Source organism: Salinicoccus roseus (genome assembly GCF_003814515.1).
GTDB classification, from domain to species: Bacteria; Bacillota; Bacilli; order Staphylococcales; family Salinicoccaceae; genus Salinicoccus; species Salinicoccus roseus.
On record NZ_RKQJ01000001.1, the window covers coordinates 1058603 to 1074387 of the forward strand.

The following is a 15785-nucleotide window of genomic DNA, read 5'->3' on the forward strand; positions in this document are numbered from 1 at the left end:
CCTGCTTCTATTTTGTGTCAGAACCCGAGCCGCGACACATTCAGCGTCACCTTCATGTTGGCGTTCTTCGTCCGAATGGCATCCATCAGCGTCTTGTCCCGGGTCTCCTTCTTCGTGCGCACCCTGTACTCGAGCATGTACATCGTGCCGAGGTTCGTCGTTTCGATGTTGACGAGCTCGTTCTGTTCGAGATATTGGCGGAACACGTCGTCGAATGCGCCTTCGAAATGCATGTTTTCAGGTATGGTGATCTTGAGCACCTTCTCATCGGACCCCTTGCTGCCGTAGTCGGTCTTGTGCATCAATCCGATGATCAGGCTCATGAGGGCTGTGAATATGACGGCGAGCAGATAGAATCCGAGACCGCATGCGATGCCGACGACCATGCCGAAGAAGATGAACGCGATGTCCTTGGGATCGCTCATGGCGCTCCTGAACCGGATGATGGAAAATGCGCCAACGAGTCCGAATGCGACGGCGACATTGTTGCCGATGACGATCATGATGATGGCGACGACGACACTCATGATGACGACCGTCTGGACATAGGACTGCGAGTAGTTCACCCCGTGGTGCGTCCATTTGTAGACCAGCGTCACCACCGTACTCAGAATGGCGCTCAGGATGATTGCGAGCAGGAGCTCGATGACCGTAAACGTCGTCGTTTCATTGCCGATTTCAAAATACTGCTGTACAAATTCATTCATTGTTATCCCTTCCTTTTCTCATTTACGGCATGTTCGATGCCTTTCGTTTCAACGTCGATGCTGGTGCAGAATTTGGATACCCCTTCCTTCCGGAGCCCGTGGGCGGACAAAATTTCCGTCAGCCAAAGCGGGATGCTTGAAGACATCTTCACTTCCATCACGACAAGACCTGGGTCGATGAAGTGGGTCCCGTGCGGTCCGTCCTCTATATTCAGATCATCCGAACGGCAGCGCAGGTTGTAGTCGAACGTCACCCGGAGGTCGTCCTCCCGTATGCCGTGGAAGGCCTGGCGGTCATAGCTCACGACCACCTGTGGCGCGAGGTTGTAGAGCCCCTTGAAATGGTCCGCCTCCCTGAATATCTGCGGGTTCGTCGCCGCTTCCACCACATCGCGCCCCCCATATATGTAGTCATATGCTGCATGCAGCGGCAGCCCCGTCCGTCGTTTGTTGACCACATTATTGTACTTCTGCTTCACTTCGAGGAATGCCGTACTGGTGAGGTCGGCATCATCATAGACCCGGAGCCTCAGTTTCTGGCGGAACCTGAGCTTATTGCGTGTCTCCGTATAGATCCTGCCATCCTCGGAGTCGAAGTACAGGCTGACGATGTTGTACTTCCCATCCGTGCCGAACCGGTCGAAGCGCATATGTGCGGCTATTTCCCGGGCAATTGCTTCATACGTTTCAAAGGGGATCAGATACTTCACTTCCCTGCGGCTGAAAACTTCAAGTGCCATGGTCATTCTCCTTTCTTCCTCCTGCATGGTTCAAATGTACATGTGGATTATTAAAGGATGGTTAGACGCTGATGATAAGTCCTTTAAAAGACGGTTAATCGGCAAAATGAAAGGCCCGCCTCCCGGATGGGGAAACAGGCCAAACCTTGCGTTATTCTGCATGGGCGACAATCGCATCCCGCAGGAATTCTGCAGCACCCGGTGCGATATCATCATAGTATTTCCTGAAGCGTTCGTCATATACATACATTTCGGCGAGCCCCTGATGGGCTTCTCTGGAATACGTGCTCCATGTGAACAACAGCCATTCCTTATGCAGCCGGGCAGCCTCCCGGGCGCGGTCTTCCGTCGGGTCGTCCGCAGCCTCTTTCAGGACTGCCTTGAGCGCGGCTTCAACCGCCGTCATCCTGTCGTAGTCCGCTTCCGACATGCCCATCCATTTCTCGTTGGATGCCTTGACGGTGTCCTCCCCGTACTTCTCACGGATCTCTTCGCCGTACTGCGCCTCATTTTCCTGTAGCTTCTCATCCTTGAATCCTTCGAACTTGTCCTTATCCTCCATATCTCTGCCTCCTTCTTTCGCTTCCAACGTCTCTTCCACATTCCGTATCAGCCTATCGATCCTGCTGCGTTCTTCAAGCAGCTGCGCATGGTGCCGCCGGAGTGCCGCTTCCGCGTCGAAATCCGGGTCCTCCATGATCTGCCTGATTTCATCAAGCCGCACCCCGAGTGCCCGGTAGAACAGGATGAGCTGCAGCCGGTCCACTTCCGCCCATCCATATATCCGGTAGCCCGAACTGTTGATGCGGGCGGGTGTGAGCAGTCCGATCTTGTCGTAATACCTGAGTGTCCGCCGGCTCACTCCGGCGAGATCGGCAAGTGCCTTCACTGTATACTCCATATTTCCTCCTCCTCACCTTCATGATAGACCGTGACGCTGCGTTAATGTCAACATACATTATATCCGGAAAAGTTTATATTCCGCTTCCCGGGGTACGCTATAAACGAAAGCCGATTGAATAGAACGGGAGGAGGATGGACATGGCGAAGAAGAAGGATAAGAAACAGAATAAAAATGCAGAAAAGCCGGAGCTTGCGGTGCATGAGACACTGGAACTCCATGAGGTGATGACGGTGAAACAGTCATCGCTCCTCAAGGCCGGCATGATGGAATCGCTCGTCGAGGATGCCAAGCTGCGTGAAATCATACGCAAGGAACGCAAGATCTCCAAAAAGGCGATAGATGAAATACAGGAACTTCTGCCCTAGGGGCGGAACGATGGAAAGGAGTGGTATGTATGGAAATGGAGGAAATGCTTGAACAGGCAGGAGAAAAGCGGGATGAGCTCATCGCCACGGAGATGCTCGTCACGGCGAAGGCCGCCGTCCGCACATATGCCGTGGCACTGACGGAAGCGGCGTCCCCGGAAGTCCGGGACGTGCTGAAGCGGCAGCTGACGCAGGCGGTCAACCAGCATGCACGGATCGCCGACTACATGATGGAGAATGGCATGTATCATGCCCACAGCGTCAAGGATCAGCTCAAAAACGACAAGAAGAAAGTGAAGACCGTAAAGAAACTCACCAAAAAAGATAAATAGATGCAGAAAATCCCCCGGAACCTTCAAATTCCGGGGGATTTTACATCACAGATGGATCTTTTCAAGAATGTCGGTCAGCGCCTTCTTCTCATCTCGATCCAGCTTCTCAAGTACGTCATCCGTCACTTCACAGATCTTCTCTTCCAGTTCATCGAGCGTCTCCCTCGACTGTTCCGTCACTTCGAGGTATGAGGCCCGCATGTCATCATGATGTTGACGTTTGATGAGATAGTTCTGGTCGACGAGTTTTTGGACGGCCCGTGAAATCGAGGTCTGCTCCCGCTTCAACCGTCCGATGAGCGTCTTCTGTGTGATGCCCGGCTCCTCAGCCACCATTTCGATGATGTAGAGCTGCTCCCTCGACAATGTACCGTACTTCGTCCTGAATTCGGCCAGATGATCGATTTTCGCATTGAGCAGATAGATGTATCTGCAGACATTCCGTGTATTCAATTTACTCATAGATAGTCAACCCGCTTCTTTGACATATTACTCTCCCTCACATTATGACAATCAAGGTGCCATACTCCATAGTGGCAGTAATGCCACCAGATGGCAACCATTCATTTTAACGGATGCCTTCCAGCTGGGACTTTTCTATATATCCTATGGAAGCGGCGGTGCCCAATTGCACGTATGTAGGCAGATGTGTGTCGGTACTTTCAAGATGGGTGGTGGTCCCTTCGAATTCGCCGATGATATCGGCCATATAATGGATGAGTGACGTAATCATATCGATATGCTGCTGCGAAATCGGCGGATGATTCATATGGATCAGTGGATTGCGCCGGCGGCGCGATGGGAACATGATTGTCCGCACCCACTTGAGCTCCTCCTTAGTGAGTTCATCCCGGGACTTCAGTTCGATGGTCAGGAACGGGTCCCGATCCTTCTTCCGGAAGGCCGCCTCATACTGCGTATCGAAACGGAAGACTTCAATTGCCTGGAGCTCCCGCCGCAGCAGATACTGGTCCGACTCCTCCTGGACGAAGAATACAGTCCCGGGCCGCACCGCAAATGCTTCAAGCGCCTCGTCATACCGCTTCACCGCCCCGACGATCTTCGAATAGTCGAACAGCATCTGGTTGGCGAGCGATGGCACTTCTGCCTTCCGCGTCAGTGTGATGCTGATATGCGCATTGCTCAAGTACGCCTTGTCTGTGCTCCAGAAGAGTCTGGAAAGTCTAAGGTGTTCTTTCTTAAGTTTTTCATACCCCTTTACAGTCAAATCATGCATCATCTGTGGAGGTGCCAGCCTTTTTTCGACCAGCAGGCCGATGAGGTCGTGTATGGTGTCTTCTTCATTGATGCTTACGGTGTCTATCGTGAGTGCTGTGTCTTTGATCTTCACTTTAATCTTCAGTTGAAGCCCTCTCCTTCTCATACTCCAGGATGTTGGATAATATATCGACGCGCAGTCCGACGAGTGCCGGGTCTTCATAGAGTGCGCGCACTTTGATGTCCTTCAGCTGACTGCTCTCCTCCGGCATTTCATTGATGATGAAGTGCAGGAAGGTGATCGCAAAGTCCTCCTTCGGATTGGTCGCCTGATAAGGCTCGTGGAAATCGTTGATGTTGTTGTTGTAGAATGCCTCCCGCTCCGGCTGGGACTTGAACTTGTTCTCGATCCACTCTTCTCCGTACTGGCTCCAGAAGCGCTCGGTGTACTCCGACATCAGCGTACCTTCCTTCAATTGGTCGAGGTCGGTGCCGTCGGTTTCGAACGCCTCGATCGGCAGGGAGTAGACATGGGCAAACTCGTGGATCAGCGTACGGTACTCGCTGGCCAGGGTACGGTTGTCGCGGATGTCCATCGCAAGCGTCGTCCCCGTCTCCGTCACATCGACATAGGCGAGCGTGTTGCCCTCCCCGTCGGAAAAGAGCTCGAACTGGTCGACGTCACGGATGTGCGCCTCCGGGAAGAACGTGTGGAAGCGCGCCCATATGGCTTCGAATTCTTCCCTGGAACCGAGCGGCAGCGGCTCGTGCTCGGTCGGATTTGTGAGGGCGAAATCCTCCACCGTATAGGTGATGTAGTGGATCCTGCTCCGGTTCTCGACGAACATGTGCGGGGACTCGCGGATGTCGATGTATGTGCCGAGCGCCGCAAGATGATCGTCCCCAAGTGCGCGGCAGTCCGCCACGGTGCTGCAGTCGACGTGGTCGACTGCCCGATCGGGGTCGACATCCGCCTCATGGGCACCGTTCCCACCGGTGAGTCCGATGAGGTACAGCACACCGAGTATCGCCAGACCGACGATTGCACCGATGGCCGTCAGCTGCACAAGGACGCGCAGCACCGTATGGAGCGGCGAACGGACCCGGCCGCTCCGCTCGACCGGGGATGGTTCGATGATGCCCCGCGCAAGCAACGCCTCGCGGATTGCTTCGGTGTGGCGGTGATACTCCGGGATACCCGTCTCTGCCAGAATGACGGTATCGATGTCATGCGTGCTGAACGACGTATACTCGCCGCATGTGAAGACGATGACGGGAATGGCTTCCCTCCGGGCACGGGCCAGCAGCCACCTGAAATCGCGCTCGGCGATGTCGGTGGTGAGGATCAAGAGGTCGTAGCCCTCCCCTTTTCCGCTCCGGTCGGCCCGCACGGTTTCGAACACGTTGCTTCCGGGTTCGACGGCCTCCCCATCGATTATGCCATAGGGGGCTGAGACGCGGCCGGCGATGCGCGGATCGACCCCGTCGTCACGCAGGCGGCGCTTCAGGACCTTCGTCTGTTCCGTCGACTCGGTGCTGAGATTCGTATGTAGGTGAATGGTGTGCCGGGAATGGGACGCCGTCAGGATGGCCACTTCATGGCCGCCGATGAAGGCGTCATCCGCTTTAGTCTGATCGATATATACGCCGCCGGCCATCAGTATCTTCATGTGCCACTCCCTCCATTCACATTACCATTATGCAAAAGTTTCCCCAAAATGAAAAGTTTTAATGATAAAAGTAAATTTATCAGCTGCCGAAGTGTGCCGGCTGATCATGCTTCTGGTGCCTTGTGATGTAGAGCGCGCTCTGCTCGCGGATTTTCGTCGAGCGGTCCAGCACCCGGAGCGCCTTCTCGTACTGCTTTTCGCAGAAGTTGTAGTCTGCCGCCACCCGCTTCATCATACCATGATTGAAGTGGATTTCCGTCATCCCCTCCCCTGCAGGTGCACACATGAGGAAATGGTGGAGGTTGATCCAGAATGGATTGCGCGAGCGGCTTGTCGTGATGGGAAAGAGGACGAACTGCATGCGCTCATCGATGACGATCGGCCCCATGCGGTGGATAGCATGCGCCGCCTTGAGATGGGCGCGCCTGGCCGCGAGGTTCGTTCCGTAATAATAGATGAGCAGTTCGTCGATCAGTGCTTCTGTCGGCTTGTGTGATGGTTCCGGCGCCCTGCCGTGGTAGACCGCCTGGCACAGGAACTCCGCATGCCGGACGGGTTCGATGCAGCAGACGCCCGGATTCAATGATGGTGTCGTAAACATGGTTCACCCCTTTATGTAGTTGCAGCCTCAATTATACCCTAATTTCACTTTATATAACATAATATTAACAATATTTAAATAAATGTTAACTTAACTTTGATTAGGGGTCTGTTTTGGGGGCGGGGGACATGTGCCGCAGGGAGCCTTTTATTCTACGATACAGTCATCCGGAAATAAAAGAGGCATCGATGCGTCACAGGACGAAGCTATGAACGAGAAGATAAAGGACTATGAACCGATGATCTACAGCATCATGAAGCGTCTGAGCATACAGTACGACCAGGATGACTACATGCAGGTGGGCCGCATGGCGGTGTACAATGCGCTGTCCACCTTCGATGACATTGCGGCGAAGGGGGCGACGGAGTCCCAGTTCGTCTATACGCGGATCCATCAGCGGCTGATCGATGAGATACGCAGGGTCTCCCGCTATACGAATGCGGTGAGCGTGACGGCGGATGATCTGCTGGCGGAATCGGTCGGCGGGCGTTTGGACAACCTCCATATGATGGAACTGGAAAGCGCGCGGGGGCTGCTCGGGGAGCAGGAGCGGCTGTGGCTAGCGTACACATTGAAGGGGTACAGTGTGCGGGAAATTGCCGGGGTTACGGGCTTCAGCGTGTCGAGCGTGAAGAACTGGCGGGCGTCGGCGCGGAAGAAGCTGCGTGCGGTGTATGATGGGGCGTGACGGTGCAAGTTGTTAGAATATTATTTCTATTGCGTCCCATGGTGTCTATTTTCCCTACTCATGGTATTCTAATGCCATAGAGTGAATTGAGGAGGCATACCATGGCCAAAAATGACAAACTCGACCTTGAACTCGGCGTCCACGAAACGCTGGAACTGCATGAAGTGACGACGCTGCGCCGGTCGACTTTATTGAAAGCCCATATGATGGAATCCATCGTCGAAGACCCGGAACTGAGGAAGCTGCTGCGCAAGGAAAAGCAGGTTTCCGAGAAGGCGATCGATGAGATAGAAGCGCTGCTGCCGTAGTTCAGGATGCAATTTTGAGTACCAGAGTGATAGTGAAATGTAAGACCAGGACCCAGGGAGGCCAAACAATGGAATTCGAAGATATTTTGGATCATGCCGGCAAGAAGCGGGATGAGCTCATCGCCACGGAACTGCTCGTCTCGTCCAAAGCCACCGTCCGTGCCTATGCCGTTGCACTGACGGAAACCATTTCCCCCGAAGTGCGGGAGATTCTGAAGCGCCAGCTGTCACAGGCGTTGAACCAGCACGCCCGTATCGCCGACTATATGATCGAGCGGGAGATGTACCATCCTTTCGACCTTGAGAAACAGATCAAGAAGGATAAGAAGAAAGTGAAGAAGGCGCGTAAGATCATCGCGGAAGGCGAGAGGCCGAAGCAGCCCAGCCAGAAGGTGAAGAAGCGCAGCAGGAACGAGGAAGCCGCGGTTGATGATGCTGCGTCCATGTCTGATGCGCATGAAGCAGACCGCCAGCCGGTGGAATCCGGCAGTACGCGTACAGAATAATAGTGTGGATTGGACCGGGTACCGTGTGTTTGCTGGATGCTGCTGTACCCGGCTTTTTTACGGATAATAGTGTAAGCGGTTACTTTTATTTTTCATATAAAGCAGCTATGGATTGAAAAATATTCAAAATGTAGTATAATGTCTTACATCATTGTTGTGGAGGTATGTTCCATGGAAGTAGAAGTAGAAGCGGCGAAAGTTGGAAACATCGTAGAGTTTGACGGCATGAAAGGCAAAGTTGAGAAAGTGAACGAAAACTCCGTCATTGTCGACGTAACGATCAATGATGACTTCGATGAACACGAAATGTTCGAAAAGACTGTCATCAACCACAAGAGATACAAGATCATCGAAGAGTAGTTCTCTAGCGATCGATGGGAACGTCCGGCAACCGGGATGGAGTGAAGTTTTCTTGAAGGGGCATGTATGACAGGTGTCGCAGTATGGCGATATCGATATATGATTTTACAGATTACAGGATGCAAGACGTCCATCGATTCTTTTATAGATTTTATAAATAGAGATGAAAACCACCCTCAGCGGCTGCGGTATTGCAGTGTGCTGGGGGTGGTTTTTTTGTGTGGGCGGCTGGGGGTGTGGCGGTTAATTCACAGTGGGAAGCGTTCCGACTGCAAGTTAGACCGCCAATTCACAGTGGGAGACGGTGCGATGGCGAGTTAACCCTCCAACTCACCGTCGCGAGCGGAACGATGGCAAGTTAACCCTCCAATTCACCGTCGCAAGCGGAACGATGGCAAGTTAACCCTCCAACTCACCGTCGCAAGCGGAACGATGGCAAGTTAACCCTCCAATTCACCGTCGCGGGCAAAACGATGGCAAGTTAATCCTCCAACTCACCGTCGCAAGCGGAACGATGGCAAGTTAATCCTCCAACTCACCGTCGCAAGCGGAACGATGGCAAGTTAATCCTCCAACTCACCGTCGCGCCCAAAACGATGGCAAGTTAACACCCCCACAACCCCCGCACCTCACAAAAAATCAGCAGTCCCCCATCGAAAGGAGCTGCTGATCTTCATTTTCATAGATGGTAGTGCACGAGGTCGAGCATGCGGTGGTCTTCCGTGAGCTGGGAGACGGACTGGTCGATGCGTGAGACGGAATGGCTCAAGTATTCGTAGGTGGTGGTGCGTGTCTTGAAGTTGAGCTCGACATGCATGATCTTACCGGTGTGGTGATGATGGTAGCGCGGGATGTTGTGGTCATCGGCCGCGGTGAAGGTTTCGTGCGTGTCCTCGTCGACCGGCTCGTCGTCGCAGCTGCCGGTGATGAGGAGGCCGACGCCTTCCATATCTTTGATGATGGTGCTGATTTCGTCATCGGCATCGGAGATGCAGACGATGACGTAGTCCGGGTCTTCGGTGTCGTAGATGTAGCGGAGCCAGCGTTTGATCGACCCGCTGAGTGATGAGACGTGGAGTGTCGGGCGCTTCTTCTCCGCTTCGGGGCGGAAGCTGCCGGCGTAGCCGCCGAGTATTGCGAGCTTCATTCCGTTGATGATGTAGATTTCGTATGGCTCACCGAAGAACGGTTCCTTCGTCATCGGATGGGTGATGTTGCAGTTCATCCATGGGAAGTTGGAGAAGCTCATCGTCCGTCGCAGATGGGAGATGTTCGACATGTCCTGGTGGTTGAAGACGCCGAAGTCGTATCCCATGTAGTTCATGCTGGTGATGGACGGATTGCGCGGGGCGATGTACTCCATATCGATCCCGAGCGTCCCGCCGAGGTCACACAGGAGGATGTGGTTGTTCTCTTCAAAAGAGAGTCCACGCTTGTACCTTGAGACTTTGGACAGGGTGACGCCGGGCTTTTTGCCGAGCTGACGATTGATGTGCTGCGTCAGGATGAGGCTGACGCTGAAGAATTCCTGCATGGCGCTCCCTCCTTTCTCATTAGGATATGCTTAACCGATCAGGATGCGCTCTTTAGGGAAGTGGTACGGCAGTTCCTTCTGCCGGCCGGCCATGGAGAACAGGAATGAAATGAACCCGATCCGGCCGATGAACATGAATATCATGACGACGATCTTACTCGGCGCCGACAGTTCGTCGGTGATGCCGGTGGATAGTCCGGATGTTCCGAATGCGCTGGTCACTTCGAAGATGACGTCGATCAGATCGAAGCGGCTGTCCTCGAACAGGACGACGGAGATGATGCCGCTGAAGACGAGGAAGACGGCGAGCGTTATGACGGCGAATGCGCGGTGCAGATCCTCCTTCGCGATCTCCCGGTTGAAGATGCGGATGTCCGTACGGCCACGGCTGAAGGCGACCAGGAACAGGATGAGCAGGGCAAACGTCGTCGTCCGGATGCCGCCGCCGGCCGAACTCGGCGAGGCGCCGATGAACATCAGGGCGCTCATCATCAGCTGGGTGGCATCACTGAACAGGCTCGGGTCGACGGTCGTCAGCCCTCCGCTGCGCGTCGTCGCGGAGGCGAACAGGCTGTTCATCATCGTCTTGAACCATGAATCGCGGACGAAATAGTTCTGCGATTCCATGATGAAGATGAAGAAAGCACCGATGAAGAAGAGTCCTGCATACGTCACCGTCGTAATCTTGGCGAACAGTGTGAAGCGGAAGTTCTTATGATGCTTGCTCAAATAGTTCCTCACTTCGATCAGCACCGGATAGCCGATGGCCCCGAGCATGATCTGGATCATCACCGGCACCTGCAGTATGTAGGCTTCTTCAAACCCGAGCAGGGAATCGCCGAACAGATCCATCCCGCCGTTCGTCGTGGCGGATACGGAGAGGAAGATGCCGTGCATGAGCGAATAATACACGTCGTTCGTCTCGACAAGGAAGTATGTCACATACATGAATGCCCCCACCGCTTCAATCACCAGCAGCACCTTGATGATTTCGAGAACCAGCTTGACTGCGCCGGAAAATTTGTACTGGTTGTTGTCGACTGCAATCTGCATGCGTTCGCGGAGGCCGATGCGGCGGCCGAACAGGACCCATACCATGGTTCCCATCGCCATGATGCCGATGCCGCCGAGGTTCATGATCAGCATGATGACGACATATCCCCCGAGGTTGAATGTCTCGGAAATGTTGATTGATGTCAGACCCGTCACCGACAGGGCCGAGGCGGCGACGAAGATGGTGTCGATCAGCGCCGTCGTCTTCTCTCCTCTGTAGAATACAGGCAGGCTGAGCAATACACTCGCCAGCATCAATGCAATGAGATAGTACAGAAATATACCCCTTTGTGGACTGAGAGAATCCAGGAAGCGCTCCAGCCACTTGAACATTGCAACCCCTTCTTTCAAATGCATTCGTTACACATCATATATTCAAAAATACACTTCATTATCACGCAGGTGGACACCTGTGTCAAGACACGCCGTAATTGCTTCTACAGTACCCTCTTTCACCCCCTTACATGCATAATAAAAAGCACCGGCCATCGGCCGGTGCCCCTCTCCTACTCCAATGTCGCCGTCGTCTGCTGCAGCTGTCCATCGCGGTAGTATTCTATCTGCATCTCTTCGCCCTGTTCCTTTTCATAGTACAGGTATTTCCTGAGTTCCATCATGTTCTCCACTTCGTTTCCGTCGAGCGATACGACGACATCAAGCGCCTCGAGCCCTGCCGCATCAGCCGGCGTCCCTTCTTCGACGTGGCTGATGATGACGCCGGAATTCACATCATCCGGAAGATTCATCTCATTGACCAGCACTTCTGCAGGGACCGTATAGAGATCCTGGAGCAGCACACCGAGATAAGGCCGCTGCACTTCGCCGTTCTCCTCGAGCTGTGTGACGATCTGCTCGACTTCATTTGCCGGAATGGCGAAGCCGATGCCTTCGACCGTCGGCATGCTGATCTTCATGGAGTTGATGCCAATCAGGTCGCCGTTCTGGTCGACCAGTGCCCCGCCGGAGTTGCCGGGGTTGATGGCGGCATCAGTCTGGAGGACGTTCGCCTCCCAGTCGTAGTTGCCGTCGGTATCGATGTCGACGGGGACGCTCCGGTCAAGTCCGGAGATGATGCCCCGGGATACGGAGCCCGAGAATGCCTGGCCGAGCGGCGAACCGATCGCAATGGCCGTCTCGCCGACGAGCAGCTGGTCGCTGTTGCCGAAGTCTATGGCATCATCGATATTGCCGCGTTCGACGCGTACGACCGCGAGGTCCGTCCAGAGGTCGGTGCCGATGATCTCACCGCTCAGCTGGTCGCCATTTTCAAGGTTGACCTGGAGCTCCGTCGCACCTTCCACAACATGGTTGTTCGTGACGATGTACGCATGGTCGTCAGTCAGCTTATAGATGACACCGGAGCCGGTACCCGCTTCCTCGGGCTCGCTTTCCGGCCCTTCCTGGAGGCCCGGCACGACTTCGCCCATCCTTTGCAGGTTGATGATCGAAACGACCGACTGCTTCGCCTTCTGGATGGCGGCCGTCGTATCCGAAATGACCTTATCGGAGTTGCCGCTCTCTTCCTTGAGCTGTCCCTTGATGTCCTCCATCTCCTGCTCGTTCTCTTCGGAGACGCTCCGATCGGCGGCCTCTTCGGTATCCGCGCCATCTTCCGCTCCGTTGCCGCCGCTGCCGTCATCGTTCAGGAAGTTGAACAGGAGCAGCATGGCGAGTGCGCCGAGCAGTCCTGCGATGAATGGCAGGAGGAAGCCGCCGAGGCAGCCGCGCCGCCTGTTGCCGTCGTTCCCGCCATTACCATCATTGATGTGCCGTTCGTCATCGGCAGGCCGGTCCGCATCGTCACTTCCCGCGGTCATGCCGGCAGTGCCGCCCATGCTGGCTGGTACGCTCTGGTCCCTGTATCCTTCCTCGCCCGGAGCATATTCCCGCTCCGTTTCCGGAGGCTGTTCATTTTCACGCCGTCTGGCCGTTGCCGGCATCTCTTCCGCATCACTCGATGCTGCCTGGGTTTCGATGTCTTCATCGTGAGGTGCCTGTGACACGGGCTCCCTTTCATCCGTCATATTGTCCTGCTGTGACGGTCCCTGGTCCGCTCCGTCCCTGCGCTCTGGCTCCTCGCCCGAAAACGTCCTACGCTTCCGGCGGTATCTATCTTTTGGAATGATATGCTTCTTCGATCTTTCCAAACGCGACCCCTCCTAACTGTTTTGTACCCCCCATTATAGGGATTTTAATGGTTGCTTTCCACTTTTTCACCATGTCCATGATCATTGCTCAGGAACCATCCTGCTGCGATGATGATCACCATGACTGCCCAGAAGATCAGCTTCCATGTTCCGGAATGCGGGAAATCATGCGGAATGACTGCGATGGCATCATGCGCAAGCGTAAGCACGGCAAGCTTCACGCCGACCCAGCCGACGATTATGAAGGCTGCGACTTCGAGCCCGGGCTTCCTGTTGAGCAGTTCGACGAACCATGTGGCGAAGAACCGCATGATGATGACACCGATCAGTCCGCCGATGAGCATTACGGTGTACTGTCCAGCATTGACGCCGAAGAAGTCGCCGCCGACTTCAGGCAGTGCAAGTGCGATGGCTGCGGCTGCAAGTATCGAATCGATGGCGAATGCGATATCCGCAAGCTCCACCTTGAATACCGTGAACCAGAATCCGCTGCCCTTCTTCTCCTTCGCTGCGTCTACCGCAATGCCTTCAGTGCCGGCTGTCGGTTCCTCCGGCTCCTTATTCCCCTGCCACAGCTTGTACAGGTGCGAGATCGACACGTAGAACAGGTAGAGTGCACCGAGTGCCTGCATCCACCACCACTGGACGAGCCAGACGAGCAGCAGGATGGCGATCATGCGGAAGACGAATGCACCGAGCAGTCCGTAGAACAGCGCCTTCTTCCGGCGTTTCCTATCCAGGTGCTTGACCATTACGGCGAGCACGACCGCGTTGTCTGCAGCAAGCAGCCCCTCAAGCACGATCAGGACGACGAGCACCCATGCGTACTCCAAAATTATCGCAAAATCCATAACATTTCCTCCTAAAATTTGATGTGAACGCAAAAAGACCTTGATCGCATGCCAAAAAGGCATGCGGTCAAGGTCTCACGACACAATACGATGTATTGCTCAATGCACCGGGATTCATCCGTCATGACGATGCATTGGTGGGTCGCCCCACTCGTTACTCCCCTTTTCCGCTGAAAAGGTGTACGTCCACTATGATTACATCCTAAATATAGACGATGTGGCGTCCAAAGTAAAGTGCAGATGCTACAGCAGCGTATAAAGTTTTATTTCAGGATACTTCTCGCTGAACCAGCGCATGGCGAACTCGTTCTCGAACAGGAAGACCTGGTTGTCATAGCGGTCGAGCACGAGGTTCGAGCGCGACGTACTCATCGCATCCGTGATGGCATCCTCGTTCTCCACCCAGCGGGCGATTTTCTTGCCGACCGGCTCCATGATGACGTCGGTGTTGTACTCGTTCTTCATGCGGTGTTCGAACACTTCGAACTGCAGCTGGCCGACGGCGCCGAGTATCGGCTGGTTCGTGTGCACCGTCTTGTAGTACTGGATCGCGCCCTCCTGCACGAGCTGTTCGATGCCCTTGTAGAAGTGCTTCTGCTTCATGACGTTCTTGGCGGATACCTTCATGAATATCTCCGGTGTGAACTGCGGCAGATCCTCGAAATCGACCTTCTGACCATCATAGAGCGTATCCCCGATCTGGAAGTTGCCGGTGTCATACAGTCCGATGATGTCGCCGGCGTATGCCTCGTTGACGGTCTCCGTATCATCTGCCATGAACATCGTCGCACGGTTGACCTTCGTCTTCCGGCCGGTGCGGGCCAGGGTGACGTCCATGCCGCGCGTGAACTTGCCGGAGACGACGCGCATGAACGCCAGGCGGTCGCGGTGGCGCGGGTCCATGTTGGCCTGGATCTTGAAGATGAAGCCGCTGAAGTCTTCATTCTTCGGCGACACCTGCGACTCCTCCTTCGTCTTCCGTGGCGTCGGCATCGGCGCGTAGTCGACATACGTGTCGAGGAACTCCTCGATGCCGAACGTGGACAGTGCGGAACCGAAGAATACCGGTGTCAGGTCGCCCGTCGCAATCTTGTCGCGGTCGAAGGCATCCCCCGCCTCCTCGACGAGCATGAACTCATCGATTGCGGTCTGGAACGCTTCGTCTTCTGCGATCGGGTGTGCTTCCTTGAGTGCATAGTCCTCATCAAGCGTAAGCTTCTCCTCTTCGCGGTAAGGGTTGATCGTGCGGTCCTTGCGGTTGATGATGCCGAAGAAGGAGGGCCCCATGCCGATCGGCCATGTCATCGGATACGTCTCGATCTCGAGCGTCTCCTCGATCTCCTCGAGCAGTTCGAACGGCTCCTTGCCGACACGGTCGAGCTTGTTGATGAACGTGAAGATCGGGATGCCGCGCATTCGGCAGACTTTGAAGAGCTTCAGCGTCTGCGGCTCGATGCCCTTTGCGGCATCGATGACCATGACGGCGGAGTCGACCGCCATCAGTGTGCGGTACGTATCTTCCGAGAAGTCCTCGTGGCCCGGTGTATCCAGGATGTTGATCTTGTATCCGTCGAAGTCGAACTGCATGACGGAGCTCGTGACACTGATGCCACGCTCCTGCTCCACCTTCATCCAGTCGGAAGTGGCGAACTTGCCGCCCTTCTTCCCCTTGACCGTACCTGCCTGACGGATGGCGCCGCCGAACAGCAGCAGCTTCTCGGTCAGCGTCGTCTTCCCGGCATCCGGGTGCGAGATGATGGCGAACGTCTTTCTTTTTTCTATTTCATGAGTGAAATCCATA

Annotated in this window: 18 protein-coding genes; 6 read left to right on the plus strand and 12 right to left on the minus strand. The window is 54.8% G+C overall.

The features are described 5' to 3' along the window. Nucleotides 1-17: 17 nt before the first annotated feature. The 3 genes from EDC33_RS05385 to EDC33_RS05395 form a co-directional block, all read right to left on the minus strand. Nucleotides 18-707: a DUF4956 domain-containing protein gene (locus EDC33_RS05385; protein ID WP_124010451.1), complete on the minus strand. Its 690-nt coding sequence runs from the start codon at nt 705-707 to the stop codon at nt 18-20. Nucleotides 708-709: 2 nt separating this feature from the next. After that, nucleotides 710-1447: a polyphosphate polymerase domain-containing protein gene (locus EDC33_RS05390; RefSeq protein ID WP_124010452.1), complete on the minus strand. Its 738-nt coding sequence runs from the start codon at nt 1445-1447 to the stop codon at nt 710-712. 151 nt (nt 1448-1598) lie between these two features. Then, nucleotides 1599-2348 (minus strand): MerR family transcriptional regulator, encoded by a 750-nt coding sequence (locus tag EDC33_RS05395; protein ID WP_124010453.1) that lies wholly within the window; start codon nt 2346-2348, stop codon nt 1599-1601. 140 nt (nt 2349-2488) lie between these two features. On the opposite strand from EDC33_RS05395, the gene EDC33_RS05400 reads away from it, so the two are divergent. Both EDC33_RS05400 and EDC33_RS05405 read left to right on the plus strand, forming a co-directional pair. Further along, entirely contained in the window at nt 2489-2716 is a 228-nt protein-coding gene (locus EDC33_RS05400) for a spore coat protein (RefSeq protein WP_124010454.1), read from the plus strand. 29 nt (nt 2717-2745) lie between these two features. Then, nucleotides 2746-3048 carry a spore coat protein gene (locus tag EDC33_RS05405; RefSeq protein ID WP_229716619.1) on the plus strand — a complete coding sequence of 101 codons (303 nt, stop codon included), beginning with the start codon at nt 2746-2748 and terminating at the stop codon, nt 3046-3048. A 45-nt stretch (nt 3049-3093) separates the two neighbouring features. Here EDC33_RS05405 and EDC33_RS05410 read toward each other — a convergent pair whose 3' ends face one another. From EDC33_RS05410 to EDC33_RS05425, 4 genes are all read right to left on the minus strand, one after another. Continuing rightward, nucleotides 3094-3510 carry a MarR family winged helix-turn-helix transcriptional regulator gene (locus tag EDC33_RS05410; protein WP_124010455.1) on the minus strand — a complete coding sequence of 139 codons (417 nt, stop codon included), beginning with the start codon at nt 3508-3510 and terminating at the stop codon, nt 3094-3096. Nucleotides 3511-3616: 106 nt separating this feature from the next. Next, nucleotides 3617-4399, minus strand: a complete 783-nt coding sequence (locus EDC33_RS05415; protein WP_124010456.1) for a hypothetical protein — start codon at nt 4397-4399, stop codon at nt 3617-3619. 1 nt (nt 4400) lies between these two features. Beyond that, a complete protein-coding gene (locus tag EDC33_RS05420) occupies nt 4401-5936 on the minus strand; it encodes a hypothetical protein (protein WP_124010457.1) in 1536 nt (511 codons plus the stop codon). Between the two features lie 79 nt (nt 5937-6015). Continuing rightward, the gene (locus tag EDC33_RS05425; RefSeq protein ID WP_124010458.1) at nt 6016-6537 is read right to left on the minus strand and encodes a competence protein ComK; all 522 of its coding nucleotides are present in this window, start codon (nt 6535-6537) and stop codon (nt 6016-6018) included. A 208-nt stretch (nt 6538-6745) separates the two neighbouring features. Between EDC33_RS05425 and EDC33_RS05430 the strand changes: the two genes are divergently transcribed. From EDC33_RS05430 to EDC33_RS05445, 4 genes are all read left to right on the plus strand, one after another. Further along, on the plus strand, nt 6746-7225 hold the full coding sequence (locus tag EDC33_RS05430; protein ID WP_124010459.1) for a sigma-70 family RNA polymerase sigma factor: 480 nt from the start codon (nt 6746-6748) through the stop codon (nt 7223-7225). Nucleotides 7226-7326: 101 nt separating this feature from the next. Further along, the gene (locus EDC33_RS05435; RefSeq protein ID WP_124010460.1) at nt 7327-7533 is read left to right on the plus strand and encodes a spore coat protein; all 207 of its coding nucleotides are present in this window, start codon (nt 7327-7329) and stop codon (nt 7531-7533) included. Nucleotides 7534-7601: 68 nt separating this feature from the next. Beyond that, nucleotides 7602-8039 (plus strand): spore coat protein, encoded by a 438-nt coding sequence (locus tag EDC33_RS05440; protein ID WP_124010461.1) that lies wholly within the window; start codon nt 7602-7604, stop codon nt 8037-8039. Between the two features lie 171 nt (nt 8040-8210). After that, entirely contained in the window at nt 8211-8399 is a 189-nt protein-coding gene (locus tag EDC33_RS05445; RefSeq protein ID WP_094906494.1) for a YkvS family protein, read from the plus strand. A gap of 679 nt (nt 8400-9078) precedes the next feature. Here the strand turns inward: EDC33_RS05445 and EDC33_RS05450 are convergent. From EDC33_RS05450 to EDC33_RS05470, 5 genes are all read right to left on the minus strand, one after another. Beyond that, nucleotides 9079-9933 (minus strand): bifunctional UDP-sugar hydrolase/5'-nucleotidase, encoded by an 855-nt coding sequence (locus EDC33_RS05450; RefSeq protein WP_094906495.1) that lies wholly within the window; start codon nt 9931-9933, stop codon nt 9079-9081. Nucleotides 9934-9963: 30 nt separating this feature from the next. Then, nucleotides 9964-11319 carry a TrkH family potassium uptake protein gene (locus EDC33_RS05455; protein ID WP_124010657.1) on the minus strand — a complete coding sequence of 452 codons (1356 nt, stop codon included), beginning with the start codon at nt 11317-11319 and terminating at the stop codon, nt 9964-9966. 173 nt (nt 11320-11492) lie between these two features. Then, the gene (locus tag EDC33_RS05460) at nt 11493-13133 is read right to left on the minus strand and encodes a S1C family serine protease (protein WP_124010462.1); all 1641 of its coding nucleotides are present in this window, start codon (nt 13131-13133) and stop codon (nt 11493-11495) included. Nucleotides 13134-13177: 44 nt separating this feature from the next. Beyond that, nucleotides 13178-13984: a TerC family protein gene (locus tag EDC33_RS05465; protein WP_040104945.1), complete on the minus strand. Its 807-nt coding sequence runs from the start codon at nt 13982-13984 to the stop codon at nt 13178-13180. Nucleotides 13985-14227: 243 nt separating this feature from the next. Further along, complete coding sequence (locus EDC33_RS05470) at nt 14228-15784, minus strand: peptide chain release factor 3 (protein WP_094906498.1); 1557 nt, start codon at nt 15782-15784, stop codon at nt 14228-14230. Nucleotide 15785 lies beyond the last annotated feature (1 nt).